The sequence below is a fragment of the Nonomuraea sp. NPDC004702 genome (assembly GCF_053601695.1).
The window spans coordinates 105876-130015 of the sequence record NZ_JBSGCE010000012.1 but is presented as its reverse complement, the minus strand read 5'-3'; the positions used below and the strand labels follow the sequence as shown (position 1 = coordinate 130015).

20 protein-coding genes and 1 riboswitch are annotated in these 24140 nt (G+C 73.3%); of the genes, 11 read left to right on the top strand and 9 right to left on the bottom strand.

Features of this window, described 5'->3' with window-relative positions; all coding sequences use genetic code 11:
* Positions 1 to 54: 54 nt before the first annotated feature.
* Together ACWEJ6_RS17730 and ACWEJ6_RS17725 are read right to left on the bottom strand one after the other, a co-directional pair.
* A complete protein-coding gene (locus ACWEJ6_RS17730) occupies positions 55 to 342 on the bottom strand; it encodes an Lrp/AsnC family transcriptional regulator (protein WP_125630767.1) in 288 nt (95 codons plus the stop codon).
* Positions 343 to 359: 17 nt separating this feature from the next.
* Positions 360 to 2084 (bottom strand): DEDD exonuclease domain-containing protein, encoded by a 1725-nt coding sequence (locus ACWEJ6_RS17725; RefSeq protein WP_397162238.1) that lies wholly within the window; start codon positions 2082 to 2084, stop codon positions 360 to 362.
* A 136-nt stretch (positions 2085 to 2220) separates the two neighbouring features.
* Between ACWEJ6_RS17725 and ACWEJ6_RS17720 the strand changes: the two genes are divergently transcribed.
* From ACWEJ6_RS17720 to ACWEJ6_RS17710, 3 genes are all read left to right on the top strand, one after another.
* Positions 2221 to 3723: a serine/threonine-protein kinase gene (locus ACWEJ6_RS17720; RefSeq protein WP_452424684.1), complete on the top strand. Its 1503-nt coding sequence runs from the start codon at positions 2221 to 2223 to the stop codon at positions 3721 to 3723.
* A complete protein-coding gene (locus tag ACWEJ6_RS17715) occupies positions 3713 to 5155 on the top strand; it encodes a serine/threonine-protein kinase (protein ID WP_452424682.1) in 1443 nt (480 codons plus the stop codon). Before ACWEJ6_RS17720 ends, ACWEJ6_RS17715 begins: the two co-directional genes overlap by 11 nt.
* A 375-nt stretch (positions 5156 to 5530) precedes the next feature.
* Complete coding sequence (locus ACWEJ6_RS17710) at positions 5531 to 6970, top strand: hypothetical protein (protein ID WP_452424680.1); 1440 nt, start codon at positions 5531 to 5533, stop codon at positions 6968 to 6970.
* 222 nt (positions 6971 to 7192) lie between these two features.
* On the opposite strand, the gene ACWEJ6_RS17705 is transcribed toward ACWEJ6_RS17710, so the two are convergent.
* The 3 genes from ACWEJ6_RS17705 to ACWEJ6_RS17695 form a co-directional block, all read right to left on the bottom strand.
* Positions 7193 to 7594, bottom strand: a complete 402-nt coding sequence (locus ACWEJ6_RS17705) for an FtsX-like permease family protein (RefSeq protein ID WP_452424763.1) — start codon at positions 7592 to 7594, stop codon at positions 7193 to 7195.
* A gap of 214 nt (positions 7595 to 7808) precedes the next feature.
* Positions 7809 to 9455, bottom strand: a complete 1647-nt coding sequence (locus tag ACWEJ6_RS17700) for a PH domain-containing protein (RefSeq protein ID WP_452424678.1) — start codon at positions 9453 to 9455, stop codon at positions 7809 to 7811.
* On the bottom strand, positions 9452 to 9943 hold the full coding sequence (locus ACWEJ6_RS17695; protein WP_387666152.1) for a PH domain-containing protein: 492 nt from the start codon (positions 9941 to 9943) through the stop codon (positions 9452 to 9454). Before ACWEJ6_RS17695 ends, ACWEJ6_RS17700 begins: the two co-directional genes overlap by 4 nt.
* 363 nt (positions 9944 to 10306) lie before the next feature.
* Between ACWEJ6_RS17695 and ACWEJ6_RS17690 the strand changes: the two genes are divergently transcribed.
* Positions 10307 to 11524 (top strand): sensor histidine kinase, encoded by a 1218-nt coding sequence (locus ACWEJ6_RS17690; RefSeq protein WP_452424676.1) that lies wholly within the window; start codon positions 10307 to 10309, stop codon positions 11522 to 11524.
* 20 nt (positions 11525 to 11544) lie between these two features.
* Positions 11545 to 12201 carry a response regulator transcription factor gene (locus ACWEJ6_RS17685; protein WP_352353303.1) on the top strand — a complete coding sequence of 219 codons (657 nt, stop codon included), beginning with the start codon at positions 11545 to 11547 and terminating at the stop codon, positions 12199 to 12201.
* Here ACWEJ6_RS17685 and ACWEJ6_RS17680 read toward each other — a convergent pair.
* A complete protein-coding gene (locus ACWEJ6_RS17680; RefSeq protein ID WP_452424674.1) occupies positions 12191 to 13270 on the bottom strand; it encodes a phosphotransferase family protein in 1080 nt (359 codons plus the stop codon). The two genes, ACWEJ6_RS17685 and ACWEJ6_RS17680, sit on opposite strands and share 11 nt — an antisense overlap.
* Positions 13271 to 13414: 144 nt before the next feature.
* On the opposite strand from ACWEJ6_RS17680, the gene ACWEJ6_RS17675 reads away from it, so the two are divergent.
* From ACWEJ6_RS17675 to ACWEJ6_RS17650, 6 genes are all read left to right on the top strand, one after another.
* Complete coding sequence (locus ACWEJ6_RS17675) at positions 13415 to 14737, top strand: NYN domain-containing protein (RefSeq protein ID WP_358294130.1); 1323 nt, start codon at positions 13415 to 13417, stop codon at positions 14735 to 14737.
* A 132-nt stretch (positions 14738 to 14869) separates the two neighbouring features.
* Positions 14870 to 15796, top strand: a complete 927-nt coding sequence (locus ACWEJ6_RS17670; protein WP_358294128.1) for a C40 family peptidase — start codon at positions 14870 to 14872, stop codon at positions 15794 to 15796.
* A gap of 350 nt (positions 15797 to 16146) precedes the next feature.
* Positions 16147 to 16310: riboswitch (cyclic di-AMP (ydaO/yuaA leader) on the top strand.
* A gap of 130 nt (positions 16311 to 16440) precedes the next feature.
* Complete coding sequence (locus ACWEJ6_RS17665) at positions 16441 to 16923, top strand: C40 family peptidase (RefSeq protein ID WP_387666167.1); 483 nt, start codon at positions 16441 to 16443, stop codon at positions 16921 to 16923.
* 204 nt (positions 16924 to 17127) lie between these two features.
* On the top strand, positions 17128 to 17961 hold the full coding sequence (locus ACWEJ6_RS17660) for a hypothetical protein (RefSeq protein ID WP_452424671.1): 834 nt from the start codon (positions 17128 to 17130) through the stop codon (positions 17959 to 17961).
* A gap of 11 nt (positions 17962 to 17972) precedes the next feature.
* On the top strand, positions 17973 to 19919 hold the full coding sequence (locus ACWEJ6_RS17655; protein WP_452424669.1) for a M48 family metallopeptidase: 1947 nt from the start codon (positions 17973 to 17975) through the stop codon (positions 19917 to 19919).
* Positions 19916 to 21010 (top strand): glycosyltransferase family 4 protein, encoded by a 1095-nt coding sequence (locus ACWEJ6_RS17650; protein ID WP_397212975.1) that lies wholly within the window; start codon positions 19916 to 19918, stop codon positions 21008 to 21010. Before ACWEJ6_RS17655 ends, ACWEJ6_RS17650 begins: the two co-directional genes overlap by 4 nt.
* A 16-nt stretch (positions 21011 to 21026) precedes the next feature.
* Here ACWEJ6_RS17650 and ACWEJ6_RS17645 read toward each other — a convergent pair whose 3' ends face one another.
* The 3 genes from ACWEJ6_RS17645 to ACWEJ6_RS17635 are packed head-to-tail and all read right to left on the bottom strand — an operon-like array spanning position 21027 to position 24099.
* The gene (locus tag ACWEJ6_RS17645; protein ID WP_358294118.1) at positions 21027 to 21944 is read right to left on the bottom strand and encodes a carbohydrate ABC transporter permease; all 918 of its coding nucleotides are present in this window, start codon (positions 21942 to 21944) and stop codon (positions 21027 to 21029) included.
* The gene (locus ACWEJ6_RS17640) at positions 21941 to 22813 is read right to left on the bottom strand and encodes a carbohydrate ABC transporter permease (RefSeq protein WP_352322927.1); all 873 of its coding nucleotides are present in this window, start codon (positions 22811 to 22813) and stop codon (positions 21941 to 21943) included. Before ACWEJ6_RS17640 ends, ACWEJ6_RS17645 begins: the two co-directional genes overlap by 4 nt.
* Positions 22813 to 24099, bottom strand: coding sequence for an ABC transporter substrate-binding protein (locus ACWEJ6_RS17635; RefSeq protein ID WP_452424666.1), 1287 nt, complete (start codon positions 24097 to 24099; stop codon positions 22813 to 22815). The genes ACWEJ6_RS17640 and ACWEJ6_RS17635 overlap by 1 nt, the downstream gene beginning before the upstream one ends.
* Between the last annotated feature and the right edge of the window lie 41 nt (positions 24100 to 24140).

Sequence of the window (24140 nt, the reverse complement as noted above, 5' to 3'; positions counted from 1 at the left end):
ACGCCGACGTAGAGGCGGATGCGGGGGCTTACGCGGGGACCGCGGGGGAGCGGGTCAGTCGGATTCGGGGAAGCCGATCGAGAAGGCGGCGTCGAGGTCGTGCCTGGAGTAGGTGCGGAAGGCGATGTGCGTCTCGGTGTGCTCGACGCCGTCGACCTTGTTGACCCGCCCGGGGATGACCTCGGCCACCTCCTCGTAGCGGGCGACCCTGACCATGGCGAGCAGATCCCATTCGCCGGTGATGGAGTAGACCTCGCTGACCCCGTCGATCTCGGCGATCGTCTGGGCGACCTCCGGGATCCGGTCTACCTCGGCCTTGATGTGGACGATTGCCGTGACCATGTATTAACTGTATCCGGTCATCGCAAAGGACGTCCCTCTCGGTCGCGCCGCTGATCAAGCCCGCGGTAGGCCAGGTCGATGCGGGCCTTGTGGCGGGCGGCGCCCCGGGCGGGCATCGACCACACGCCGTCGACCTCGACCAGCCGCACGCCCGGCGACTCCAGCCAGCGCAGGATGCACTCGGTCTCCTCGGCGCTGGCCGCGTGGACCGGGCCGGGGCCCGGGATGACGGCCTCGGCCATGGCCTTGAGCGAGGCGACGAACGGTGTGGGGTGGGCGCCCTTCGGCATCACGCCCGCCGCGGCCAGCCGCCCGTAGCGGACGACGTGGATGTCCCAGCCGCCGTCGAAGGCCGGGCTGGCGGCCACGAGCTCGGGGATGCGGGTGATGGCGCTCAGGCGCTGCATGCGGGCCGCCGCCCGGACGAACGCGGCCAGCCGGTCGCGGTCGACGGACGCCTCCTCGTAGCGCTGCTCGACCGACAGGCGCTCCATGCGGGCCGAGACGGCGGTGTAGACGAGCGAGGCGTCGGAGGTCATGGCCCGGCGGGCGCTCTCGACGTGCGCGGCGTACTCCTCCGGGCTCTCCTTGCCCGCGCAGGGCGCGCCGCAGCGGCCCATCTCGTGCAGGACGCAGGCCGCCCGGCGGGTGCGCAGGCTGATCGGCTGCGTGCACTGGCGCAGCGGCACGGCCTCGTGCAGCGCGATGCGGGCCTCGTCGGCCAGGCGGGAGCTGCTGAACGGGCCGAGATAGGTGGCGTCGTCGTCCTTCAGCTCGCGCACGATCGACAGGCGGGGGAAGGGACCCGCGGTGAGCTTGAGCCAGACGACCTTCTCCGGGAAGCGCGAGCGGCGGTTGTAACGCGGCTTGGCGCCGCCGATCAGCCGCAGCTCCCTGACCTCGGCCTCCAGCCCGGTGGCGCAGACGACGTGGCGCACCCGCTCGGCGATGCCGATCATCTCGCGGATGCGCGGGCGGGTCTCGGCGGCCGTGAAGTAGGAGCGCACCCTGTTGCGCAGGTTGGTGCTCTTGCCGATGTAGAGCACCTCGCCGCGGTCGTCCTCGAAGAAGTAGACGCCCGGGGCGTGCGGGACGGACTCGGCCAGGTGGCGCTTGCGCTGCTGCTCCGGCGTGGGGGCGCGGACGAACGACTTCAGCTCCTCCAGCGTGTGGACCTGGAAGGAGCCGGCCCGCTCGATCAGCCCGTGGAGCACGTCGACGGTGGCCCTGGCGTCCTGCAGGGCGCGGTGGCACGGCTCGGTGGGGCTGCGGAAGAACCGGGCGAGCGTGGACAGCTTGGCGTTGGGCGTCTCGTCGCGGGTCAGCACCCGCCGGGCCAGGTCGACGGTGTCGACGACCGGGTTGGCGGGCGGCGGGTAGCCGTGGGCGGCGCAGGCGGCCTTGACGAAGCGGGTGTCGAAGCCCGCGTTGTGGGCCACCAGCGTGGAGCCCTTGATGAACTCGAGGAAGCTCGGCAGCACCGCCTCGATGCGCGGGGCGGCCACCACCATGGCGTCGGTGATGCCGGTCAGCACCGAGATGAACGGCGGGATGGGCCCGCCGGGGTCGACCAGGGTGGAGAACTCGCCCAGCACCTCACCCGCCCGCACCTTGACCGCGCCGATCTCGGTGATCGAGTCTTCGGCCGGCGAGCCGCCGGTGGTCTCCAGGTCGAACACGACGAACGTGACGTCGCTCAGCGGGGTGCCGAGCTCGTCGAGGGTGCCTTGTACCGCGTCCACGTTCCAAGACCATAGAGAGGGGGACCGACAGTTACTCCGCCGGACCACGCCGGAGCGCGGGGAAGGGGGCCCGGGACGGCATGGGGGGACGTGCTCGAATAACCATCCTTCTTGATCCTTAGTTACCCTTCCCTTTATGTCCGCGGGAAGACTTGCCGGCCGCTACGCCCTGCTGCGCCCACTCGGCGCCGGCGGCATGGGGAAGGTGTGGCTGGCCAAGGACGAGATGCTCGACCGCGAGGTCGCGGTCAAGGAGCTCACCCTGCCCGAGGGCATGCCGTCCAAGGATCGCGCCGACGCGGTCACCAGGGCCGTGCGCGAGGCGCAGGCCACCGCCCGGCTGCGCCATCCCGGCATCGTGGCGTTGCACGACGTCATCGTCGAGCACGAGCGGCCGTGGCTGGTCATGGAGCTGCTGCGGGGCCGTACGCTGGCCGACACCGTGCGCGAGTTCGGCCCGATGCCCCCCGAGTACGCCGCCCGCGTCGGCGCCGACGTGCTGGAGGCGTTGCAGGCCGCCCACGCCCAGGGGCTGCAGCACCGCGACGTGAAGCCGGGCAACGTGTTCCTGACCGACAGCGGCAGGGTGGTGCTGACCGACTTCGGCATCGCCCGGCAGGAGGGGCAGGCCGCGCTCACCGAGCAGGGGCTCATGATCGGCTCGCCCGGGTTCATCGCGCCCGAGCGGCTGGAGGGCGAGCCCGGCGGCCCGTCCAGCGACCTGTGGTCGCTCGGCGCGACCCTGTTCGCCGCCGTGACCGGCGGGAACGCCTACCAGGGCTCGGTCGCCGAGCGGGTCAGGGCGACCGTGACGCAGCCGGTGCCGGTCGCGCCGGGGCCGCTCGGGCCGCTGCTGGCCGCCATGATGGCGCGCCATCCTGACGCCCGTCCCGATCCGCGCAACGTCGTGCACGCGCTCAGGCAGCTGGCCGCGGGCGGCCCGCCGCCGGTCCTGGCGGCCGGCGAGCAGGCCACCGCGCCCCGCCCGGTGGGGCGGCGCGGGCGGCCGCTGCTGTTGTGGGTCGCGGTCGCGGCCGTGCTCGTGGTCGCCGCCGGGGCCACCGGCTTCGTCGTGCTGCGCGACGACGACGGGCCGCCGGCCGCGTTCACCGTGCCGATGGACGTGTGCACCCTGCTCACCCCGCAGGACGTCGGCGGCCTGCTGCGCACCCAGAGCCCGCCCAAGGCCCAGCCGGACAGCAACGAGGTGGGCCCCGAATGCGGCTGGCCGACCGCCGGCACCGGCATCGGGCTCCAGGTGCAGAAGGACTCCGACACCGTCGATCCCTGGTCGATGACCGCCGCCACGGCCCGCACCCTGTTCCAGAACCAGAAGCGCTACTGGGCCAAGTACGACCAGATCGACTGGACCTGGCCGGAGATCGGCGTCAAGACCGACATGCGCTCCACCCGCACCCCCGTCCACGACCTGGCCGGCCTCGGCGAGGAGGCGTTCGCGTTCGAGCTGAAGGGCAAGACCGGCCGCGTCCACTCGGCTCACGTCTACTACCGGATCGCCAACCTGGTGGTGGCCGTCCAGTACGCCACCCTGGCCGACAAGCCGACCGACGAGGACGTCCGGCAGGCGGCGATCAAGGCGGCCCGGGCGAGCGAGCAGGCGTTGCGCCGTGCGAAGTGACCACTACCTGCTGGCCGGCCGCTACCGGCTGGTCGAGCAGCTCGGGCAGGGCGGCGCGGGCACGGTGTGGCGGGCGCTGGACGAAATGCTCGACCGCGAGGTCGCCGTCAAGCAGGTGCGGGTGCCGCCGGGGCTGAGCCCCCACCAGCGTGCCGAGTTCGCCGACCGCGCCATCCACGAGGCCAGGTCGGCCGGACGCCTGCGCGACCCGGCCATCGTGCTGGTGCACGACGTGGTGCTCGACGGCGACCAGCCGTGGATCATCATGGACCTGGTCACCGGCCGGTCCCTGGACAAGGTGATCAGGGAGAACGGGCCGCTGCCGCCCCCGTACGCGGCCCGCATCGGGCTGCAGGTGCTGTCGGCGCTGGAGGTCGCGCACTCCCACGGCATCCTGCACCACGACGTCAAGCCGGCCAACATCCTGCTCGACGCCGACGGCTCGGCCATGCTGACCGACTTCGGCATCGCCGTCCCCATGGGCGGTCAGGGCGACGGCGCCGGCAGCGGCGGCTCGCCCGGCTACATGGCGCCCGAGCGGCTCAACGAGCAGGCGCCGGGCCCGGAGTCCGACCTGTGGTCGCTGGGCGCGAGCCTGTACACCGCCGTGGAGGGTCGGGCGCCGTTCGAGCGGCAGCTGCCCGCGGCGGTCGCGGCGGCGGTGCTGCTGCACGACCCGCCCTTCCCCGCGCGGGCGGGCCGCGAGTTCGGCGGGCTGCTCATGGCGATGCTGGCCAAGGAGCCCGCCGCCCGTCCCACGGCGGCCCAGGTCCGGCAGGTGCTCAGTGGCGCGCCGGTGCGCTCCGGCCCGGTCCCCGGGCGTCGCCGGCGGTGGTTGCTGCCGGTGGCCGTCGCGTCCGGCGTCGCGGTGCTCGGCGCCGGCTGGTACGCCGTGGACGCCCTGGCCGGTCAGCCGGAGACCGGCCGGTACGCCGCCGCCCCCGACCCCTGCCGCCTGCTGAGCGACGCCCAGGCCGCCGAGCTGGCGAAGGGCGCCGTCCGGCGCAGCGCCACGCGGGACGGCGAGTGCCAGTGGGTCGCGGGGCTGGAGGAGCGGCGGGGCCGGCGGATCACCGTACGGACCTGGATCGAGAAGCCCGACGGCGACCTCGGCGGGCCGCAGGTGGCCGCGCGCCGGTTCACCAGCGAGAAGGGCACCAGGAACGCGGCGCAGGGCACCCGGGCGCGGATGGCCGCCGGTGAGGTCGTGGACGTCGCGGGGGTGGGGGAGGCGGCGTTCGTGCAGAACCGGTTCGAGCTGTTGATGTCCTCCAGCACGGTCGGCCGGTTCGACAGCATCGTGCTCTTCCGGTCCAGCAACCTGCTCGGCGAGGTGATCTGGCATCGCGACGAGGTGTCGGTCAAGGCGCCGGTCGACAAGGAGACGGCGCTGCGGATCGCCCGGGTGGTCTCCGGGGCGCTGCCGGGATGATCGTCGTGCGTGCTGCAAGGGGCGTTTCGCCATGTCTCACCGCAAGTCAGGGCAATCTCAGGAGTCGCAGTGAATCCCGGTAGCGATTACGAGCCGCCGACCACCCCTCATCCGGTGCCGGGCCGGCGGTTCGAGCCGCAGGGAAGGCCGCCGACACCGCCCCCCGGCCCGCCCCCCGGCCCGCCCCCCGGTCCGCCCCCCGGTCCGCAACCGGGCCCGCCCCCCGGTCCGCAACCGGGCCCGCCGCCCCGCCCGCAGCCGGGCCCACAGCCGGGCCCACAGCCTGTTCCTCAGCCTGTTCCTCAGTCCGGCCCGCAGTGGGGGCCGCCGTCAGGGCCGCAGTGGGGGCCGCCGCCGGAGCCGCCCACGGGGCCGATGGGCGGGCCGCCCGCCGGTCGGCCCGGACGCCGCCCGGCGTGGTTGCTGCCCACCCTCGCCGCGGCCCTGGTGGTGGTCGTGGCCGGCGGCGGCGTGGGGGCCTACCTGCTGCTGTCCGGCAAGGGCGGCGGCGGGACGGCCGCCGGGCCGTCGTCGGCGGCGCGGTCCGTGGCGCCGGCCGCCGCCGCGCCCGGCCCGGACGCCTGCTCGATGCTGCCCGCGGACGAGGCCGAACGGCTGGCGCCCGGCGCGACGGTGACCAAGTCCTCCAGGGACTCCGACTACACCGTCGCCTTCACCTGCAACTGGCAGAACCAGCGCATCTCGTTCGGCGAGTTCTGGCGCAGCAGGGAGATCGACGTCAGGATCGAGCAGCACAAGGGCGAGGGCGCCAAGACCGGCCGCTCGATGGCCCAGAACTCCTACGAGATGGACTACCGCGGCGCCAAGTACGGAGCCACCGCCAAGCCCTCGCTCGACCCCGACGAGAAGGAGTACGTCTCCCCGGTCAAGGACGTCACCGGCGTCGGCGAGGGGGCGTTCGCCCAGTACACCTGGCGGCGCGACGGCAAGCTGCTGTGGTACTCCTTCGGCCAGGCCCACGCCCAGGTCGGGGACATGACGATCCGGGTCAAGTTCCAGGCCGGGCAGCAGCGCAAGGACGCGCAGATCCTGTCCAACGAGAGCACCAGGTCCATCACCGAGGAGAACGCCATCCGCGAGGTCAGCGGCCTGATCGCGTACTTCGCCAAGGGCGTGGCCGCCTGGCAGGCGCAACACCCCGGCGTGCTGGCCAAGGCCGACCAGGCCCCGGCCACCCAGAGCCCGGCCGCCCGCCCGACGCCCTCGCCCACGGAGCTGGCCGCCTTCCCGCCCGCCTGCCAGGCCGTCACGGAGGCAGCCACCCGCCTGGTGCCGAAGCCCACCACGAGGGCGCGCGCCACCGAGTCGGGCAACGACGACGAGACCGAGTGCCGCTGGCTCAACCTCGACCTGCCGGGCGCGGCCGGGAACGTCAGGATCCGCAGCATGCTGATCACCACCCACCGCTTCACCAACCGGGCGGGCGCGATCGACCCGGGCGCGGCCAAGGCCTACTACGCCGGCGAGTACGGCGGCGCCAAGAAGACCGCCGAATCGTCCATCGGCGGCATCACGTGGGGCGAGCTGAGCGACATCGAGGGGCTCGGCGAGCAGGCCTACGGCCAGTTCGTGCAGACCAGGCAGGGGGAGGTGTCGGCCTCCAGCGGCACGGTGATCGCGCGTACCGGCGCGCTGGTGGTCAGGGTCGACTACTCCGGCGCCGAGCGGCCCAAGGGCGAGCCGGCGAACTCGCCCAAGGCCCGGCTCATGCCCCGCAAGGAGGCGCAGGACGGCGCGCTCGCCCTGGCCAGGGCGTACCTGGCCGAGCTGGCCAAACAGCCGGCCGGAAGCTGATCCCACGCGGCGAACCCCAGGGCGCGGACGTCGGGGCGCGAGCGTCAGGGCGTGGGCGTCAGGGCGCCGATTTCAGGGCGCGGACGTCAGGGCGTGGGCGTCAGGCGGCCCGCACGCGAGCGTCAGGAGGCCCTCACGCGGCCCTCAGCCGGACGTCACGCGGGCCTCACGCGGCCCTCGGCCGGGACGTCACGCGGGCCTCGCTCGGCCCTCGGCCGGAGGTCACGCGGGGGCCTCGCGGAGCCGTTCGATGCGGATGCCGCACAGGAGCAGCTCCGGCACCACCCCCACGACCAGCAGGCTGACCAGCAGGGCCGCGCCGACGACGAGCGCGACCGGCACCGCGGCGACCTCGTGCGGCAGCGGCGGCGTGCCCGGCGGCACGGTGAACTGCGGGATGCGGCCCAGCGCCACCTTGGCCGCCGTCAGCCCGGCGGCGAGCCCGGCCAGCGTGCCGGCGGCCACCGTGATCACCTGCTCCAACAGCAGCACGACCCGCAGCGCCGCCACCCGCGCGCCCGACGCCTCCAGCGCGGCCAGCCCGTACCAGCGCCGCTTGGCGGCCGTGTGCAGGGCCAGCACGGTCCTGCCGAGCGCCAGCACCGCCGCCGACAGGGCGGCCACCAGCAGCAACAGCAGGGCCAGGCCCGGCCCCTGACTGGCGAAGAGGTGGCCGGCTCCGCGGCGCGGGGATCATCCTCCCGGCGGGCGATCTACGTCAACGGTCAACAAGGCTGCAACTCGGTTGCAAGCGCGACAAATAGCGTATTGACCAGAAAGCCGCCGGGCCGCGCGATCACGGCTTGTCCGCTACAGGGGCATGGGCAACCGTGGTGGATCACGCGGCCTGCCGCCCGCCGCCCGGACCGTCGCCCGGACCGCCGCCCGGACCGCCCGGACCGCCGCCTTGTCCGCCGGTCAGGAACGGATCCAGCAGGCCCGGCACCGCGCGTGCCGCCAGGTCGAGCCCGTCGCCGCGGCCCACGTCCAGGACCTCGTAGTGGCCGCCGCCCGCGGCCGTGCAGGCCGAGACGGTCAGCAGGTCCGAGCGCCGCTGGAAGAACGACTGCCGGAACGTCCAGCCGGTGATGCCGGCCCGGTCCAGCGCCACCGTACGGCGGACGAGCGCGCCGCGGCGCGTGACCAGGTGCCGCGGGCCCAGCGCGTGACCGAGAGCGCGCCGGCTCTCGGCGGCCAGCCACAACCCCACCGGGAGCGCCAGGACGGGCGCCGCCCACACCCACGCGCGCGGCCACGACGCGGGCAGCAGCCACCAGGCGAGCCCCGCGCCCGCCGCCAGCACGACGGTGGCCACCAGCGCCCGCACGACCCGCCGCCGCCCGGCCGCCACCGGATGCACGACCAGAGACGCGACCCCCGCGCCGATCCCCGCACCTGCGCCGATCCCCGCCCCTGCGCCGATCTCCGCCCCCGCGCCGATCTCCGCCCCCGCGCCGATCTCCGGGCCTGTCCCGGCGCCCGTCGTCGTGTTCGCGATCGCGGCGGCGACGCGGGTGGCCTCGGCGCGGGGGAGCGGCGGGGTGAGGGCGGCCACGTCCTCGGTCTCGTCCTCCGTCTTGGCCAGGCCGGTCGCGACGGCCTTGACCCGGGCGCCGCCGCCCAGCCGCAGCAACAGCGGCTCGCTGATCTCGACGCCGCGCAGCCGCCGTTCCTCCAGGGTCAGCGAACGCGTGGTCAGCAGCCCGCGGCGCAGCCTGAGCCGGCCGGGCTCGCGTTCCAGGCGGTAGCGGCCCCAGGACTCGGCGTACAGCAGGAACGCGCCGAGCGCGCCGACGGCCGCGTTGAGCGCCAGGACCAGCGGGACGGCGAGCCACGGCTGCGCGCTCACCCAGCCCCACAGGCCACTCGCCGCCCGGTCGGTGAAGTCCTTGAGCCCGACGGCGCCGAGCCCCTTGTAGGCCGCGCCCAGGACCACCGCCGCCCCGGTGAACGTCCAGACCGACAGGGGCGCGTACCGGATCCACGACCAGCGCAGCTCGGCCAGGGGACCGTCCTCGGGCGCGGGCGCGTCCTGGCGCAGCAGCGTGCGGCGCAGCATCTCGGCCGAGTGCCGGTCGAGGGCGTCCAGCACCAGCTCCGAGCCCTCGGCCGCGCGCTCGCCGGTGCCGACCTTGACCACGGTCAGGCCGAACGCCCGGCGCACCGGGTCGGCGCGCAGGTCCACGCTGCGCACCCGGTCCAGCGGGACCGCGCGGTGCTGCCGCACGGTCACGCCCGACCGCAGTTCGAGCCGGTCGGACGTGAGCCGCCAGGCGGTCGTCCGCAGCCGGGCCGCCTCGTAGGCCACCGCCCCCGCCACGATCAGCACGGCGGCCCCCGCGCACGCGGCGACCACGCCGCCCGCCTCCCAGTCCTGGCCCACCAGGAACCGCGCCAGCGCGGCGACGGCGCCGGCCGCGAACGCCAGCGACCTGGCGGCCGCGTTCCACAGGCCCCGGCCCGACAGCCGCTGCCAGCCGGTCACGTCGCGTCCCCGGGCGTCGCCTGGGTGCGCGCGGTGAGCCGTTCGGCCAGGTCCGCGGCGAGCCGGTGGTCCAGCGCCGTGATCTTGACGGCTCCGGCGGAGGAGGCGGTGGTCACGGTGACGTCGGCCAGCCCGAACAGCCGCTGCACCGGCCCCCGCTCGGTGTCGACCCGCTGGATCCGCGACATCGGCGCCACCTTCCACGTGTGCGTCAGCCACCCCTGGCGGACGTAGACCGCCTCCTCGGTGACCTCCCACCGCTGCACCCGGTAGGCCGCCCGCGGCTCGGCCAGCGCCACCAGCAGGCACGCCGCCGCGAACGCCGCCGCCGCCACCCCCAGCCCCGGCGTGCGCGGCGTGAACACCAGGTACGCGCCCACGGCCGCCGCCGCCACGGGGACCATGAGGACGAGCCACTGCACCGTCCACCACGCCACCGCCCGGCGGTCGGGACGGTGCCGCGGCGGACGCAGCGCGGTCCCGCTCATCGGCCCTCCTCCGCCCCGCCGGCCGTCCGCCCCGCCGGCCGTCCGCCCGGCCGCGCCGGCGACCGAGAGCAGCGCGAACCCGAGCACGCCGATCACGACGGCCGCGAAGACCTCGTAACCGTCGAGGAAGGGCAGCACATTGACGACGAGCAGGCCGTGCGCCCACCCCCACCAGCCGAACAGCGTGTTGAGCAGCCCGCCGACCCCCTGCAGGATCAGCAGCCAGCCGAACACCTCCACCACCGCTTTCATGCCGTCCACACTCGCCGCCGCGGCGGCCCGCCGGCCTCGGCCATCGGTCTGCGGCGACACCGACTTTGGTCGCTGTCGCCGGCTCCCGCGCAGGGCATAACCTCGACGAATGTGAGGGAACTGCGGGGGGAGGGCGATCCGGCCCTGGAATACCGGTGGGCGTTGCCGTCCACGCTGCTCGGCGACGGGCGCGGGGGCCGGGTGCGGCGCTCGACCCTCGACTGGGTCTCCGACATCGCGCTGTTCCTGCTGGCCTGCGGCGTGACGTTCATCAGCCTGGAGGAGATCAGGAACGAGCCCGAGCCGCTGCTGGTCGTCGAGCAGATCGTGGGCGCGCTGGCGTGCGCGGGGGTGTGGCTGCGGCGGCGCTGGCCGGTGGGGTTCGCGCTGGTGACGATCCTGCTGTCGTCCTACCTGGAGCTGGTCGGCGGGGCCTCGCTGGTGGCGCTGTTCACCGTGGCGGTGCACCGGCCGTTCAAGGTGTCGGGGCCCGTCACGCTGCTGGCGCTGGTCACCCTGGCCCCGTACGTGCTGCTGCGGCCCCAGGAGGACCTGACGCCGCTGTGGGGGGCGGCGTTCGGGGTCACGATCGTGCTGACCGTCTACGCCTGGGGCATCGTCATCCGGGCCAGGCGGCAGCTCGTCTGGTCGCTCAGGCAACGGGCCGAGACCGCCGCCGAGGACGCCAAGCGGCTCGAACGCGAGCGCATCGCCCGCGAGATGCACGACGTGCTGGCCCACCGCATCTCGATGCTCAGCCTGCACGCCGGGGCGCTGGAGTTCCGTCCCGACGCGCCCGCCGAGGACGTCGCCAGGGCCGCCGGGGCGATCAGGAGCAACGCCCACCTGGCGCTCCAGGACCTGCGCGAGGTGATCGGCGTGCTCCGCCACACCCCGCCGGGGGCCGCCGACCCGGTGCCCGACCGGCCGCAGCCGACGCTCGCCGACCTGCCCGCGCTGGTCGAGGAGTGCCGCCAGGCCGGCATGGACGTCCGCCTCGACCTGGGCGCCGCGGACGGCGTCCCGGCCGGGGTGGGCCGCAACGTCTACCGCATCGTGCAGGAGGCGCTCACCAACGCGCGCAAGCACGCGGACGGCGCGCCGGTGGCCGTGGCCGTGGCGGGCGAGCCGGGCGAGGGGGTCTCGGCCGAGGTGCGCAACCCGGTGTGGTCGCGGCACGGGCCGCGCATGCCGGGGGCGGGCGCCGGGCTCATCGGGCTGACCGAACGGGCCGAGCTGGCCGGCGGCCGGCTGGAGCACGGCGTGACCGGCGGCGAGTTCCGGGTGCGCGCCTGGCTGCCGTGGCCGCCGGAGCAGGACGGGGAGTGACGTTGACCGACGGAGGGCAGATGGACGCGCCGATCAGGGTGCTGATCGTGGACGACGACGCGATGGTGCGGGCCGGGCTGTCGATGATCCTCGGCGGGGCCGCGGACATCGAGATCGTGGGCGAGGCGGCCGACGGGGCCGAGGTGCCGCCGCGGGTGGCCGAGCACCGGCCGCACATCGTCCTGATGGACATCCGCATGCCGGGCGTCGACGGGCTCACCGCGACCGAGGCGCTGCGCCGCACCGCCTCGCCGCCCGAGGTCGTGGTGCTGACCACGTTCCACGCCGACGCCCAGGTCGTGCGGGCGCTGCGCGCGGGGGCGGCCGGGTTCCTGCTGAAGGACATCCCGCCCGGCGACCTGGTCGACGCCGTCAGGCGGGTGGCCGCGGGGGAGCCGATCCTGTCGCCGGCGGTGACCCGGCAGCTCATCTCGCACGTGTCCGACGGGGGCGGCCGCGACCGCACCGAGCGGGCGCGGGGGCTGCTCGGCCGGCTGAGCGAGCGGGAGCGCGAGGTCGCGCTGGCCGTGGGGCAGGGCAGGTCGAACGCCGAGATCGGGCGGGAGCTGTTCATGAGCGTGCCCACGGTCAAGGCGCACGTCTCGCGCATCCTGACCAAGCTCGACCTGAACAACCGGGTGCAGATCGCGCTGCTGGTCTACGACGCTAGCGGGTGAGCAGCTCCTCGATGGCGGCCCGGTGGAGCACCAGGTCGTCGGGGTCGTCCGGCATGGGCTGCTCGCCGAAGTGGATCCTGCGCTGCCACACCCGGGCCATGATGACGCCGTGGCGGAGGGCGGCGTACATCTCGTAGAAGTCGAGGTCGCGGGGCTCGTAGCCAGTTATTTCGCAATATTTCTGGCAAACGTCGTCGCGGCGCATGAAGTCCGGCATGCCGGGCAGGCCCATCGTCACCGCGAGGTCCTGGAAGAAGCGGTGCAGGAAGATCATCCAGGAGAGGTCCAGCTCGCGCGGGCCCACGGCGGCCATCTCCCAGTCGAGCACCGCCACCGGCGTGAAGTCGCGGTACATCACGTTGCCGATCCTGGCGTCGCCCCAGGTCAGGACGTCGGGGCCGGGGTCGTCCGGCCAGTGTGAGCCGAGCCAGTCGAAGGCCCGCTCCAGCACGGGGATCGGCCGGGTGCCGTGCGCCCACCGGTAGTAGGCGCGCTGGGCCTCGACGTGCGCGCGCAGGCCGTCCGTGCCGCCGGGGGCGAGCGGGCCGAGCACCGCGACCTCCTGCCCGGTGTACGGCGTCTCGTGCAGCGCCGCCACGAGCCCGACGCTCGCCTCCTGCAGCCGCCGCCGGTCGCCGGGGGAGGCGTCGTGCAGCCAGCCCCCGAACGTGTACGGCATGACGTCCGGCGGCACGTCGCCCTCGGCCCGCTCCATGACGAAGAACGGCGTCCCGAGCGGCGCGGGGTCGGGCTCGAACCAGAGCGGTCTCGGCGCTGGGATCCCAGCTTTCTCCCTGGCCAGCCGCATGACCTCGAACTGGGCCCGCAGATCGTAGGAGGGGAACACCGGAACGGCTTCCGCCGCAGGTGCGAGCCTGGCCACGCACCGCCGCGTCCCGGCGGCCCAGGTGGCGGTGAAGAACAGCGTCTCGCTCGACATGCCGTTGCCCGAGGGCCGCGACAGCTCCGACACCGTGGCGTCCCCGCCGACCCGTCCGCGCAGCCAGCGGGACGCCCGCTCGCGCAGTTCCGCCAGGTCACGCGTGGACGTGCGCATCTGTTCCGTCACCGCTCACCTCCAGGCCGCACCGCTGCCCCGGCTCAGTCGTATACCCCCTACCAAGCGCTTGTCTAGGTTCAAGGGACCGTTACGGTCAGGTACGCAAGAGCCGTACCCTTGTCTGAAAGGGCATGTCACGAAGGGACAAGTGGGATGAGTTCAGCGGGTGAAGGCCTGTCTCGCCCGCTTCCCGAGCAGGTGCGCCTCAACGTCGTCGACCTGGCCGCCCAGGTTCTCGGCACGATGCCCGCCGTCTCCGTGCCGCCGCCGCTGCGCGGCATCGCGAAGTTCGACCCGCGCAAGCGCGCCAAGCTGGGCAGCGCGCCGATCGCCGCGCAACTGGAGAACGACAAGAAGTTCCGCGAACTGGTCGCGGAGTCCGTCGCCGCCGGATGGCCCGAGCTGGTCGCCGCGCTGGCCGAGGGCAGTGTGCCGCCCGCCGCCGACCCCGTGCTGGTGGCTGCCGCAGCCTATCTCACCAGGCCCCCCGGCTGGGCGGAGATGATCGAAACCGCCCGCGCCGACCTGGAGCAGTCCGCCGTGGCGGCCGAGGGGTCCGAGCGCGAGGAGGCCGTCACGCGGCTGCGCGAGCAGCTCGCCGCGCAGAAGACCGCCGCCAAGGAGGAGGCCGACCGGCTGCGCGAGCAGATCAAGGCGGCCCGCGCCGAGAACTCCGACCTGCGGCGCAAGCTCCACGACGCCCGCGAGCGGGCCAAGGCCGCCACCCGCAGGGCCGAGGAGATGGAACAGGCCGCCGACGACGCCCGGCACGCCGCCTCCGCCGCCGGGAACGCGGGCGAGGCCGAGCTGCGCCGCCTGCGCGAGCGCCTGGCCGACGTGGAGAGGCAGCTCGAAGCCTCCCGCCGGGCCGCCCGCGAGGGCCGCAGCATCGAGGACGCCCGCATCAGGGTGCTGCTCGACGCCCTTCAGGACGCCTCGGCCGGGCTGCGCAGGGAGCTGGCGCTGCCCACCACGATCAGCAGGCCCGCCGACTCGGTCGCGGCCAGCACCGGCGAGCGTCCCGGGGTGCGCGGGGTGCCCGCGCGGGCCCTGGCCGACGACGACCCGCAGCTCCTCGACCAGCTCCTGGCGCTGCCGCAGGTCCACCTGATCATCGACGGCTACAACGTCACGAAGACCGGCTACGGCACGCTCACCCTCGCCGACCAGCGCAACCGGCTGATGACCGGCCTCGGCGGACTGGTCGCCCAGACCCGGGTCGAGGTGACGGTGGTCTTCGACGGCGCCGAGCTCAACGCGCCGGTGCAGGTGGTGGCGCCGCGCGGGGTGCGGGTGCTGTTCAGCGCGCCGGGGGAGATCGCCGACGACCTGATCCGTCAGCTCGTCCGGGCCGAGCCGCCCGGCCGGGCCATGGCCGTCGTCTCCTCCGACCGCGAGGTCGCCGAGTCCGTACGCCGGATGGGCGCCAGACCGGTTCCGTCCGGTCTGCTGCTGCGCCGGCTGGGCCGCGCATAAGTTACGAATTAGCACTATTGGCGAGACCCAACCCGCCACTTCTGTACTATTTCGCCCCAGGTGTAATCCCTGGGAGGCGACGCTGTGAGGTTTGGCCGGGTGACGGTGGCCGCGGGTCTCGCGATCGGACTGATGACGGTCCCGATGGGTGCGGCGCTCGCTGATCCCAAGCCCACTCTCAAACAGGCCAAGGCCAAGCTGGAGAAGCTGAACGACAAGGCCGACAAGGTGGTCGACCGGTACAACACGGCGACCGAGAACTACAAGAAGGCCAAGGACGCCTACACCAGGCTCAACGACCGCTACAAGCAGAAGCTGCAGACGGTCGCCGACCTCCGCGCCGAGATCATCAGGGTGGCGGTGGACTCCTACAAGCTGGGCGGGGACGTCACCTCCCTGCCCGGCATGGTCGGCGTCGACGACCCAGAGAACCTGCTGGCCGGGCTGGCCATGGCCGGGCAGCTCTCGCGCGAGCGGCTGGAGAAGCTGGCCGCCTTCGACCGCGAGAACAAGGGGCTCAAGGCCGAGCGCGACAACGCCGAGACCGCGCTCGCCGACGCCGACAAGGAGCGGGACGCCGTCCAGCGGGAGCGGGCCGAGGTGCTGAAGCTGGTCGGCCAGCAGAAGAAGCTCCTGGACAAGCTGGGGGCCTACAACCCGGGCAATCCCAACAGCACCGGCATCAAGTACACCGGTCCCGCCTCGGGCAGCGCGGCGGCCGTCCTGAACTTCGCCTTCGCCCAGGTGGGCAAGCCGTACATCTACGGGGGCACGGGCCCGCGCGGCTACGACTGCTCAGGGCTGACGCAGGCCGCCTGGCGCGCCGCCGGCGTCTCACTGCCGCGTACGACGTGGCAGCAGTGGGCCTGGGGCGCGAGCCGGAAGGTGGACCTCAAGGACCTCCAGCCGGGTGACCTCATCTTCAGCGAGGGGCTCGGGCACGTCAGCATCTACGCGGGCGGCGGCAAGATCGTCCATGCGCCGCAGACGGGCGACGTCGTCAAGGTCGTCCGCCTCGCCGACTACGGTCGCCCGCTCGTCGGAGCCATCCGCCCCTGACTCGGCCCCCGCCCGAAATCTCGGGCGGCTTCGGCATGCCCGTGAGCGCTGCGGCGAAAGGGGCAAACGGGGCGAAAGGGCCCTGACAATCAGCTGTGCCGGGAAGTGTGAGAAGGGTCACAAAGCGGTAATGGAGTCCTGAGGTCCAGCAGGGGTTTCACCCTTTACTTGCACCTTTATCTGATCTTTACAGGCCGAGTCTCCCTTTGCCAAATCTTGACCCCTCGGCGTAGTTTCTGGCGTCGCGGTCAGCAAGCCATGCGCACCGCGGATCGACATCGGAACCCCGATGCGGACCAGATAGAAATCCAGCGGTCGCCGCCGATATCCCCGTTCAGGCACAACCATCGGGCGGCGACCTGCCGAGTCCGTGCAGCCAGGAGGCACGGAGCCGGGGACCCAAAGATCCCGTCATCCCCCGGGATCAGGGGTGAATCGGCGCGTCTTCGCGCCGTAGGGCGACTTCCAGGCCCGAATCCGTCAGCTAACCCGGTAGGCGTTCGTGGAAGACACAAGGAGAAATCCTGTCTACCTCCCTGCATAACCCCCGTCTGTCCCGTCTTGCCCTGAGGGGCGTCGCACTCACGATGACCGTGACGGCCGGAGGTGCGGTTCTCCATGCCGTGCCGGCCGGGGCGCAGACGGTGAGCGAATCGGCCGCCAGGCTCACCGCGGTGTCCAGCACCGCCAAGGCGGCCACTGCGAAGTCGGCCAGGTCGGCGAAGACCGTCAGGTCTGCCAAGTCGGCCAAGGCCGCGCGGCAGGCGTCGAAGGCCCGCAGGGCCGTCGCCGTCGCCAAGCATCAGGTCGGCGACCCGTACCGGTACGGGGCCACGGGCCCTGGTGCGTTCGACTGCTCCGGACTCGTCCAATACGCCTGGAAGAAGGCCGGGGTACGACTCCCGCGCGTGACGAACAGCCAGTTCGCCCGCATCAAGCGCAAGGTCTCCTGGCGCAATCTCAAGCCGGGCGACCTGATGTTCTTCAACGGGCTGGGCCACGTCGGCATGTACGTCGGCCACGGCAAGATGGTCCATTCGCCGCGGACCGGCGAACGGGTGCGCATCGACAAACTGGGCGGATGGCGGAAGTCGTCGTTCGTCGGCGCGGTGCGTCCCGGCGCGTGACAACGGGCCCCGCCCGGACCCTCCCCGGTCCGGGCCGGGGCCTGTCGCATGCCCGGCCCCGAGCAGGACCCGGTCCGGCGAAGGGCCCGGCTCCGCGACGGGATCGGTCCGGCGGAGGGGTCGGCTCCGGGATGGGATCGGTCCGGCGGGGGGGTCGGCCTCGGGAAGGGGCCGGGAGGGGCGTGGGCCTACTAGCATCGGGCCGTGTCCTCGCAGGTGCGTCCGTCCCTTCGCGGTCCGCGGCTGCTCCTCTCGGTCCTGCTGCTGTCGACGGCGGTGCTCGTGGTGGCCGACGCGCCGCCCGCCGCCGTCCTGCCCGCCGGGGCGCGCGGGTTGTGGAGCGACGGCGGTCAGGTGGCCCGCGGCGCGCGGTCCGTGGTCGTGGGGCACCGCGCGGAGCCCGGCGTGCTCGCCGATCTGGCCCGCCGCGCGGATCTCGCCGGACGGCGGGTGTCCGCGGTGCTCGGCCGGCCGGTGCGCGCGCTGGTCGTCGTGCCGGACTCCGACGCCGAGGCGGCCGGGCTGGCGCGCACGGGCCCGCTGGACGGGCTGGCCGCGGTGGCCGACGGCGCCAGGGTGATCGTCGTGCCCGGCTCGTTCGCCCGGCTCACCCCCACGGGACGCGACGTCGTCCTCACCCATGAGCTCACCCACGTCGCCGCGGGCACCGACCGGCTGCCCGTCTGGCTCTACGAGGGGTTCGCCGACTACGTGGCCTACCGCGACGCAGGGCTTCCCGTCGGGACGGCCGCCGCCGAACTCGCCGCCGACGTAAAGGCCGGCCGGCTGCCGAGCGAGTTGCCCGGACCTGCGGCTTTCGCCCCCACGGCCGCCGATCCCGGACGGCTCGCGCGGGCGTACCAGGAGGCCTGGATGGCGTGTCGCTTCCTCGCGGACCGGTTCGGTGACGGGACCCTGGTACGGCTCTACCGTGATGCCCGCGTGGCCGGCGTCGATCAGGCGCTCGCCTCCGTGGGGCTCACCGCCGAGACGCTGGCGGCACGGTGGCGCGAGTACGTACGAGAGCAGCTCGCGTGAAGGGGAGGCAGATGAGCGAGCGGAACGACCCGTCCCGGGAAGGGGACGAGCCCGCCGGAGCGGTCGCCGGAGGGGCCGACGAGCCCGGCACGGCGGTCGCGGCGGCGCACGGCGGCGGTGTGGCCATCAGGGACGACGGCGGGGACCGGCCCGGTGACGGTGCGTCGCCGGAGCCGTCCGGCACCAACGAGCCCCCCGAGTCCCCGGGCCACGCCGACGACCCGGACTATCCGGACGCCCGCCCCGACGCGGACGCCGACCCCGACACCGAGGACCCCCGTCACCCCCGACCCCCCACCCCCGACGACCGCCCCCACGCCACCCGCGCCGACGCCCCCGCCACCGACGCCCGGCCCCCCGCGCAGGCCGCCGAGGACACGGACGCCCCCGGCAGGAGCCCCGACGAGCACCCGGACCGCTCCGGAAAGGGCGGCAAAGGCCGCGCCAAGGGCAAGGACGGTAAAGGCGGACGTGAAGGCGGCGAAGCCGTAGGCGAGGGCAAGGGCGGCAAAGGCGGAGGCGCAGGCAAAGGCGGCAAGGGCGGCGGCAAGGGCAAGGGCGGCAAAGGTGGAGGCGAGGGCAAGGGCCCTGGCAAGGGCGCGGGCGATCCCGCCGGCCCCCTCGCTGAAGGCGTCGAGGCCCGTCCGGGAACCGGCAAGCTGACGGGAACGGCGGAGCACCTGATCGCCCGCGAACGGCAACGCGCGGAATCCCGCTCCAGGCGCGCCGCCGGCGCCGCCCTGGCCCTGGTCGGCGGCGTGATCCTGGCCGTGGCCGCGTTCACCACCCCCTGGCGGGTCCTCGCGGCGGGCGCGCCCGCCGTCGCCCCCGACCCCGCCCGCGACTTCAGCGCCGCCCAGATCGCCAGGGCGCAGGCGTTCGACGCGGCCACCACCCTGCCCGGCTACATCTCGCTCGGCCTCACGGTCCTGTTCGCCGGGCTGCTGGTCCTCACGCCGTTCGCGGCCAAGGTGCTGGGCGTGCTCAGGGGCCCGTGGTGGGTGCGGGTGATCCTCGGCGTGGTGGTGCTCACCGCGATCACCGAGGTGCTGAGGTGGCCGCTCGGCATGTGGTTCGAGACGATCCTGCGCGACTACGGCCTGTCCACCCAGGACTGGGCGGGCTGGACCGCCGACCGGCTCAAGAACACCGGCGTCAGCGTGCTGCTGACGGCCGTCATGCTGCTCGCCCTCGTGGCGCTGGCCCGCAAGGTGCGCCGCTGGTGGATCCCGGCCGCCGTGGGCGCGTTCGCGCTCACCCTCGGCGTGTCGTACGTCTACCCGGTGGTGTTCGAGCCGCTGTTCAACGACTTCACCTCCATGCCGCAGGGCTCGCTGCGGTCGGAGCTGCTGGCCATGGCCGAGCGGGACGGCGTCCCGGTCGAGGACGTGCTGGTCGCCGACGCCTCGCGGCGCACCACGGCGCTCAACGCGTACGTGTCGGGCTTCGGGGCCACCCGCCGGATCGTCGTCTACGACACGCTGCTCAAGGCGCCGGAGTCGGAGGTCGAGCTGGTGGTCGCGCACGAGCTGGGCCACGCCAAGCACGCCGACGTGCTCGACGGCACGCTGCTCGGCGGCCTGCTGGCCGCTTTCGGGGCGATCGGCCTGTTCCTGCTGGTCGGGCCGCTGCGGCGGCGCACGGGGATCGCCTCGGTGGCCGACCCGCGTGCCATCGGCGTGCTCATGGGGCTGATGACGCTGGCCTCGCTGGTCTCCGACCCGGCCCAGAACCTGATCACGCGGCACGTGGAGGCGCGGGCCGACGTGCACGCCCTCGACCTCACCAGGGATCCGGCCACGTTCGTCGCGATGCAGAAACGCCTCGCCATAACCAACATTTCCGACTTGTCGCCGGATGCGGTGGAATATGTGCTCTATGCCTCCCATCCCTCCAGCCCCGAGCGCAACGCCCTGGCCCGCTCGTGGGCGAGACTGAACGGCGTCCCCGAACCGTGACCGACGTGGTCTTCGTGACGAACGACTTCCCGCCCAGGCCGGGCGGCATCCAGTCGTTCGTGCACGGACTCGCGCTCCGCACGCCGGGGGTGGCCGTCTACGCCCCCGCCTGGCCGGGATGCGAGGAGTTCGACCGGCGTCAGCCGTACCGGGTCGTCCGGCACCCGACGCGGCTGATGCTGCCCACTCCGGCCGTCGCGCGCAGGGCGGCCGGGCTGGTGGCCGAGCACCGCGCCGAGACCGTCGTCTTCGGCGCGGCCGCGCCGCTCGGCCTGCTCGCACCCCGCCTGCGCGCGGCGGGGGCGCGGCGGGTGGTGATGCTCACCCACGGCCACGAGGCGTCGTGGGCGGGCGCGCCGGGCTTCCGCTCGGTGCTGCGCAGGATCGGCGCGCACGCCGACGTGGTGACCTATCTGGGCGACTACACGCGGCAGCGCCTGGCCGCGGCGATCCCCCCGCACAAGCTCGTACGCCTGGCGCCCGGCGTCGATGTCGACCAGTTCCACCCGCGGGCCGCCAAGGCGGCGCTGGGCCTCGACGGCCGGCCGGTGGTGGCCTGCGTGTCCCGGCTGGTCCCGCGCAAGGGCCAGGACCAGCTCATCCGGGCCTGGCCCAGGGTGCTGCGCGCGGTGCCGGACGCGGTGCTGCTGCTCGTCGGCGGCGGCCCGTACCGGTCGAGGCTGGAGCGCCTGGCGGGCGGGCACGAGTCGATCAGGTTCACCGGCACGGTCCCCGCCGCGAGCCTGCCCGGCTACTACGCGGCGGCCGACGTCTTCGCGATGCCCTGCCGCACCCGCTGGAACGGCGTGGACGTCGAGGGCCTCGGGATCGTCTTCCTGGAGGCGTCGGCGACCGGCCTGCCGGTGGTCGCGGGCAACTCCGGCGGCGCGCCGGACGCCGTCCGGCCCGGGGAGACGGGCCTGGTCGTGGACGGCGCGGACGTCGCGGACGTCGCCCAGGCCGTCGTCGACCTGCTCTCCGACCCCGCGCGGGCACGCAAGATGGGCGCCCGCGGCCGCGACTGGATCACCCGCGAGTGGACGTGGGAGCAGGTCGCCACCCGCTTCCACGCCCTGCTCCGACCCTCCTGACCTCGGCCAGGTACGCCTAGCCCTTGGTCGAGCCCAGCGTGAGCCCGGCGACGAACTGCTTGTGCAGGAGCTGGAAGACGACCAGCGTGGGCAGCGCCACCAGCAGGGACCCGGCCGCCAGCAGGTTGTAGTCGGTGAAGAACTGGCCGCGCAGGTTGTTCAGCGCCGAGGTCACCGGCAGCTTGTCGCCCGAGGACATCAGCACCAGCGCCCACAGGAAGTCGTTGTACATCCAGGTGAACTCCAGGGTGGCCAGCGCCGCCAGCACCGGCCTGCACAGCGGCAGCGTGAGCCGCCAGTAGCGCTTCCACACGCTCGCGCCGTCCACGAGCGCCGCCTCGGTGATCTCCTCCGGGATCGTCCGCATGAAGTTCGCGATGACGAAGACGCAGAAGCCGAACTGGAACGCCACGTGGATGAGGATCAGCCCGAGGTAGGAGTCGTAGAGCGACTGGGAGTCCGACAGCCAGGCGGGCAGCGGCACCAGCGTGTAGAGGGTGTACAGCGGGGTGATGAGCACCTGCGGCGGCATCAGGTTCCCGGCGGTGAACACGATCAGCAGCGCCTTGCGCCCCGGGACGCGCACCCGCGCGACGGCGAACGCCGTGAACGAGGCCAGCAAGAGCGTGACCAGCACCCCGGGGACGACGATGATCAGCGTGTTCAGGTAGTAGCGGGGCAGCTCGGCCCGGCTCCACGCCTCGGCGTAGTAGCCCAGCGTGAGGTGCTCGGGCACCGACAGGTAGCCCAGCCGGGCCGTCTCCGCGTACGGCCGCAGCGAGGCGTAGACCGACAGGGCCAGCGGCAGCACCCAGCCCAGCGCGACCAGCGCGAGGAAGACGTGCAGCAGGACGCGCAGCGGCCGCACGGGCCGGCGCGCGGGCGGCCGCCGGTCCTGGGCCGGGGGAGCGGCGGCGGGCGCGGTGAGCGTCATCGCTCCTCCTTGAACAGCTGCGACAGGTACGTGACGATGAACCCCAGCGAGATCACCAGCAGGATCACGGCGATGGCCGAGCCGAAGCCGATGCGGCCGGCCTCGCCCACGATGTTCTCGGTGACCAGCACCGACAGCAGCTCCAGGCCGTTCCTGCCCTTGTTGACGGCGTAGACGACGTCGAACGCGCGCAGCGCCTCGATCACGGTGATGACCAGCACGATCACGTTGACCGGCCGCAGCGTCGGGAACACCACGCGGAAGAAGGCCTGCGCCTCGGTGGCCCCGTCGATGGCGGCGGCCTCCTTCAGCGCCGGGTCCACGGCCTTGAGCCCGGCCAGGTAGATGATCATGACGTAGCCGACGTGCCGCCAGCCGGCCGCGACCATCACGACCCAGATGTTGATCGACCGGTCGCCCAGCCAGTCCACGGTCAGGCCGGTGACCGCGTTCAGCACGCCGTAGTCGGAGGAGTAGACGAGCTGGGCGATGAAGCCCACCACGGCCAGCGACAACACGACCGGCAGGTAGAGCGCGCTCTGGTAGACCCGCGACCAGCGCAGCCGCCGGTCCAGCAGCACCGCGCAGAACAGCCCGAACGGCGTCGCGACCAGCCCCAGGAAGCCCAGCCACAACACGTTGTTGCGCACCGCCGACCAGAACGGCGGGTAGGCGGTGGCCAGGTCGTGGTAGTTGCGCCCGCCCACCCACTCGATCGGCCCGATGCCGTTCCAGTCGGTGCCGGACAGCGCGACGGAGGCCAGCGCGGGCCCCCAGATGAGGCCCACGTTGACGATGACGGCCATCCCCAGCCCGATGACCAGCACGGTCACGTCCCGGGCGGAGTAGCGACGGGTTTTGACGGTCATCAGCGGAAGATGTTGGCCTTCTGCTTCTCGATGCCCGCCAGCAGGGAGTCGATCTCGTTCGGCGCGCCGACGAACGCCTGCAGGGACGGGATCATCACGGTGGAGGCGAAGTCCGGCCGGGTGTCGCGGTCGAGGAACTGCGCCAGATGGGTGGCCTGGGAGACCAGTTCGGCGCCGCGCTTCTGCAGGGCGCTGTAGCCGCTGGTGTCGGCCTTGGAGCTGGACGCCAGCGTGCCCGGGTCGAGCTTGGTCGCCTCGTTCTGGGACGAGCCCTTGGCCAGGTGCTTGAGCAGGGCCTTGGCGCCGTCCACGTTCCGGGCCTTGGCCGAGATCATGTAGCCGTCGATGGGGGCGTCGATCGAGTCGGTGCCGTGGGCGGGGTCGATCTCGGGGAAGGTGAAGAAGTCGATGTCGTCGCGGTCGGCCTCGGGGAACTGCTGGGCGACGAACATGCCGAGCAGGATCATGCCGGTCTTCTTCTGCGCGAGCGACTGCCCGGCCTCCTGCCAGGTGCGCCCGAGCGCGGCCGGCTGGTGGTACTCCATCAGCCCCCGCCAGGTGTCGAAGACCTGCCTGACCCTGGGGTCGGTCCACGACTCCTTGCCGGCCATGAGCGAGATGTGGAAGTCGTAGCCGTTCGTGCGCATGTTGAGGATGTCGAACGTGCCCATCGCCGGCCAGCCGTCCTTGTCGGCGAACGCGATCGGGACCAGCCCGTCGGCCTTCATCCTCCTGGCCAGGGCGGTGAACTCGTCCAGGGTCCTCGGGGGCTCGTACCCCTTGGCGCGCCACAGGCTCTTGCGGTAGAAGACGGCCCACGGGTAGTAGGTGAACGGCACGAAGTACTGCTTGCCGTCGGTGCCGGTCGACTGGTCCTTGAACGCCTGCGTGTAGTCGCCGCCGATCTCCCGCCAGACGTCCGAGATGTCGGTCGCCAGGCCCTGCTCGGCGAAGAAGCGCATCCGGTAGCCGGCGAACCAGGTGAACACGTCGTCGGGCGTGCCCTTGAGATAGCGGTTGATGTTCTCCTGGAACGTGTTGTGGTCGACCGTGTTGACCTTCGGGACGGCCTGGGTGAAGCCCTTGAGCACGGTCTCCAGGGCCTTCTTGGGCACCTCGTCGGAGGCGTTCGAGCCGATCGTGACCGTGCCCGTCCCGCCGCCGGACGACCTGCCGGGCCCGGTGGAGGGGCTGCCGGACCCGCACCCGACGAGGACGGCGGGCACGCCGAACGCGGCGGCTCCGAGGAGTAGACGGCGGCGGGAGATCGGCATGTGTCGGTCCATGGTGGTTCCTCCTTGCCGGACCCTTCAGATTCCCCCGAGTT

Bases quoted from the DNA above. Each gene is read 5' to 3' on its own strand.
- ACWEJ6_RS17730 (WP_125630767.1), bottom strand. From the start codon at position 342: ATGGTCACGGCAATCGTCCACATCAAGGCCGAGGTAGACCGGATCCCG.
- ACWEJ6_RS17720 (WP_452424684.1), top strand. From the start codon at position 2,221: ATGTCCGCGGGAAGACTTGCCGGCCGCTACGCCCTGCTGCGCCCACTC.
- ACWEJ6_RS17710 (WP_452424680.1), top strand. From the start codon at position 5,531: ATGGGCGGGCCGCCCGCCGGTCGGCCCGGACGCCGCCCGGCGTGGTTG.
- ACWEJ6_RS17695 (WP_387666152.1), bottom strand. From the start codon at position 9,943: ATGAGCGGGACCGCGCTGCGTCCGCCGCGGCACCGTCCCGACCGCCGG.
- ACWEJ6_RS17685 (WP_352353303.1), top strand. From the start codon at position 11,545: ATGGACGCGCCGATCAGGGTGCTGATCGTGGACGACGACGCGATGGTG.
- ACWEJ6_RS17675 (WP_358294130.1), top strand. From the start codon at position 13,415: ATGAGTTCAGCGGGTGAAGGCCTGTCTCGCCCGCTTCCCGAGCAGGTG.
- ACWEJ6_RS17670 (WP_358294128.1), top strand. From the start codon at position 14,870: ATGACGGTCCCGATGGGTGCGGCGCTCGCTGATCCCAAGCCCACTCTC.
- ACWEJ6_RS17655 (WP_452424669.1), top strand. From the start codon at position 17,973: ATGAGCGAGCGGAACGACCCGTCCCGGGAAGGGGACGAGCCCGCCGGA.
- ACWEJ6_RS17645 (WP_358294118.1), bottom strand. From the start codon at position 21,944: ATGACGCTCACCGCGCCCGCCGCCGCTCCCCCGGCCCAGGACCGGCGG.
- ACWEJ6_RS17640 (WP_352322927.1), bottom strand. From the start codon at position 22,813: ATGACCGTCAAAACCCGTCGCTACTCCGCCCGGGACGTGACCGTGCTG.
- ACWEJ6_RS17635 (WP_452424666.1), bottom strand. From the start codon at position 24,099: ATGGACCGACACATGCCGATCTCCCGCCGCCGTCTACTCCTCGGAGCC.